The sequence below is a fragment of the Phormidium tenue FACHB-1050 genome (assembly GCF_014696925.1).
Taxonomy (GTDB): Bacteria; Cyanobacteriota; Cyanobacteriia; order Pseudanabaenales; family Pseudanabaenaceae; genus Pseudanabaena.
Genome location: NZ_JACJQY010000088.1, coordinates 1 through 4376 on the forward strand (window position 1 = coordinate 1; position 4376 = coordinate 4376).

The window sequence follows — 4376 nt, forward strand, 5'->3', positions numbered from 1 at the left end:
AAATTTTGCAGCGACATGATTCTCTAAGATCGATCTTTCCAGTAATCGACGGTTTACCAGTTCAGCAGATTTTGCCATTACAATTCTTACCTTTAAGAACTGTAAATCTCCTGACTCTAACGGAAAATGATCAAACAGAAAAAACTTATCAATTAGCAAGGGAAGAAGCACAACGACCTTTTGATCTGACAAAAGATTTGCTTATCCGTTCAACTTTACTGCAATTAGGAGAAACCTCAAACGTTCTGCTGTTAACAGTACACCATATTATTGCGGATGATTGGTCACTCAAGATATTACAGAAAGAGCTAACTGTCATCTACACAGCTTTTCGGCAAGGGCGAGTCTCTCCACTAAAAGTACTAGAAATCCAGTACATTGACTATGTCCATTGGCAGAAGAATCGTCTGAACGAGGAATTTCTTGATCAGCAATTAGTCTATTGGAAAAAACAATTAGCCTATGCACCACCGATATTAGACTTCCCAACCGATCATCCTCGTCCAGTAGCTCAAACATATCGGGGTGAGACTGAGTTCTTTACACTTGATGTAGAACTTACACGTCAAATCAAAATCCTTAGCCAACGTATAGGTGTAACCCTGTTTATGTTTCTAGTGTCGGCGTTTGCAACTTTGCTCTCACGATATAGTAGGCAGCAGGATTTGGTGATTGGCGCTCCTATTGCTAACCGCAACCGAAAGGAACTAGAATCTTTGATTGGCTGCTTCATTAATATTCTAGCTTTACGAATTGATTTGACAGGCGAACCCAACTTTATAGAATTAATGCAGCGAGTCAGGGATGTCTCGCTCGGTGCTTATGCACACCAAGAACTTCCATTCGATAAATTAGTAGAAAAGCTATGCCCTAGTCGTAGTTTTAGCTATTCGCCAATATTCCAAGTAATGTTTGTATTGCAAAATGCTCCTGTAGAAATCTCAGAGCCTGTAGATTTAAAGCTAATTCCTCTAAATTCAGAGACAGGAACAGCACAATATGATCTCACTCTGATGATGGAGGAGACGGAAATTGGGTTGAGTGGTCATTTTGAATACAACAGCGGACTATTTGATCGACTAACCATCCAACGATTGATTAGTCATTTCCAAATCTTGTTAGAAAGTATTGTTGCTAATCCTAATAAATCAATTGCTGAGCTGTTAATACTGACTGAAAAAGAACGACAGCAGCTATTGGTTGAATGGAATGACACAAACACAGATTATCCCCAAGATAAATGTATACACCAGCTATTTGAGGAACAGGTAGAACGAACACCTGATGCGATCGCTGTGGTTTTTCAAGAACAACAACTAACTTATCGAGAACTAAATAGTCGCGCCAATCAACTTGCTCATTACTTGCAAAAACAAGGTGTAAAAACAGGGGAGCTAGTTGGCATTTGCATAGAACGTTCTCTAGAAATGATTGTCGGCTTATTAGGTATTCTTAAAGTAGGTAGTGCTTATGTACCTTTAGATCCTAGCTATCCTCAAGATAGAATTGAGTACATGTTGAATGATTCTCAGGTTAAAGTCTTATTAACACAACAGGAGTTAATACAGAAGTTACCCACCAAGGAGCTAGTTGTTATTTGTGTTGATACTGACTGGACTCAAATCAGTAAAGAATCACAAGAAATACTAATTTATGATGCGAGTGCTGCAAGCATAGCTTATATAAATTATACATCAGGGTCAACAGGTAAGCCTAAAGGCGTTGAAACTCCTCATCGTGGCATTAGTAGGCTATTGTTCGGGGTGAATTACATTAACTTTAATTCTGAAAATAGATTCATGCAAATGGCTCCAATTTCTTTTGATGCAGCCACTTTAGAAATTTGGGGAGCTTTATTATTTGGAGCCCAGTGCGTACTTTTTCCTTCAAAAGTACCTACAGCTAGAGATTTAAAAGAAGCAATTCAGAAATATCGGATTACTACGATGTGGTTAACATCTGCACTTTTTAACTCAGTTATTGATACAGATCCAAAAGCATTGGAGGGCGTTTGCCAATTACTCACAGGTGGAGAAGCTCTTTCTGTTAATCATATTGAAAGAGCTATTAAAGCTTTACCTTCCACACAGATTATCAATGGATATGGTCCAACAGAAAGCACGACTTTTGCTTGTTGTTATCAAATTCCTCCACAACTAGATAATTCTATTCAGTCAATTCCCATTGGAAAGCCAATTGGTAATACGCAAATTTATATTCTCGATAGTTTTCTACAACCTTTACCAATCGGCATTTCAGGTGAAATATATATTGGTGGAGATGGATTAGCTAGAGGTTATCTAAATCGCTTAGAGTTAACTGAAGAGAAATTTATTCCAAATCCATTTGGTTCAGGAAAACTATACAAATCAGGAGATATAGCTCGATACAGACAAGATGGCAATATCGAATATATAGGACGAATAGATAACCAAGTCAAAATTCGTGGATTCCGTATCGAGATAGGAGAGATAGAATCTGTACTATCTCAACATCCCAAAGTCCAAACAACAATTGTCACAGTCAGAGAAGACAACCCCAGCGATAAGCGACTTGTCGCCTATGTTGTAGCACAAAAAACAACAGTCATAGATCTCAAAACTTTTCTGCAAGATCGTCTGCCCAACTACATGATACCAAGTGCGTTTGTCTTCTTAGAAGCAATGCCCATCACCCCAAACGGCAAAATTGATTATCGCAGTTTACCAGCACCAGATACATCTATTGTCCAGTTAGGCTCTGAATTTGTTCTACCCAGTAATGCTACAGAAGAACTACTAGCCAAGATATGGACTAATATACTGAGAGTAGAGCGAGTAGGCATCCATGATAATTTCTTTGCTTTGGGCGGACATTCCTTATTGTCTGTAAGGCTAGTAGCAGAAATAGAAAAAGCCTTTAATTTCCAGATCCCTTTATCCTCATTATTCAAAATCAGTACTATCGCCGAAATTGCGGAGTTGATTAGCGAACAGACACAGGGAAATAACTCAAACGAAGACAGTTCTCTAGGTTTAAATCTCGATGATTATAGAGCTTTACTATCTCATAGTGCAGGTAAAACAGGCTTGCGCTTGGGTAAGCGTGGATTAATTATCAATACTTTGCCCGACTCTCCCACTTCGATAAAACCGTTTGTGTGGATTGGGGAGGGTAGAACTAGCAAAAAGCTTAAACTTACTCGCCCTGTCTATGTAATGCCTGGTGCTAGTCTTTCAGTATCAATGAATTCTCATGATAACTACATCTCTACGATTTCAACTTTGTTGGTGGATGAGTTGTTGAGTGCACAGCCTGATGGTTCTTATTCTTTAGGGGGTTGGTGTTACAACGGTCTGGTTGCCTTAGAAATGGCTCAACAGTTACAAAATATGGGCAAAACAGTAGATTTAGTAACACTTATTGACACCTCAGGTAAATCAAAGGTTTTTAGATTTGCCCATAGAGCAAACTCTTATGTAGGTACGCTTAGATTTCATTTGTTTCGGCTCTCTAAGCTATCTCTTAAGGATAAGTGGCATTACATCAGAGAGAGGTTCAAGCGTTCACAGTCTGATCCTGACAAATTAAAATCTGAAACAAATAGAGGGGAATATGAGTTTGATCAAGAGGCTTTTGATGTTCTTGGAAAAGCTAGTAGAGACTACGTTCCTAAACCATACCGTGGGAACATTTTATTGATTATTGGAAGTGAGCAGGTTGTTCATGGGCAAAAAGATATTAAGCATTTTGATCTTTCTTGGTTATTTCCTTACTTTGGTTGGGGTAATTTCTTTCAGGGTAAAGTTCATCTAGCTAAGATTAAATGCGATCATCTTGAGTTAATGGAAGAACCTTACTGTCAAGAAGTTGGTCAAACTATTCAGCGAATAGAGGATTTAATTTGAATCAAAAAAAACACCCTAGGGTGTTTTTTTTGTTATTGCCACATCCAAGCAAGCAAAATTTACATTATTGCATAAGCAAACTCTATTAGTTTTTCTATTTTATTAATGTAACTGTGATAATGTAGGTTTTACTCACACTAAAGTTCTGCAAAGAAATCATAGTAATTGCTTTAAAGGTTTCAGCTCGCGTTGGGACAATAAAACTATTACAGCAAATACCTATCAAACCCGCCACAAAACAACCTACCGAAAAGGCTCAAAGCAGATGCCACAATGATGAAACCAATTAAGAGCATCCTCATCAGTAATAGAATTAATAGCCATAGTGATAGCTGAATCAAGAGCCTCAATTGTACGAGCTTTAGCAGAGCGAATAATTTCTTTCAATTTTGACCAACATAACTCGATTGGCGATAAATCAGGGGAATAAGGAGGTAGGAACTTAACCTTAGCACCGACAGATTCAATTAGAGTTTTCGCAATTTCAGC

General features: G+C 38.1%; 2 protein-coding genes. One reads left to right on the plus strand and one right to left on the minus strand.

The annotated features are described in order from the left end of the window. A partial coding sequence (locus H6G05_RS24905; RefSeq protein WP_190582683.1) for a non-ribosomal peptide synthetase occupies positions 1 to 3887 on the plus strand: 3887 nt, incomplete at its 5' end. Between the two features lie 243 nt (positions 3888 to 4130). On the opposite strand, the gene H6G05_RS24910 is transcribed toward H6G05_RS24905, so the two are convergent. After that, on the minus strand, positions 4131 to 4376 hold a 246-nt coding region (locus H6G05_RS24910), incomplete at its 5' end, for a transposase (protein ID WP_190582685.1).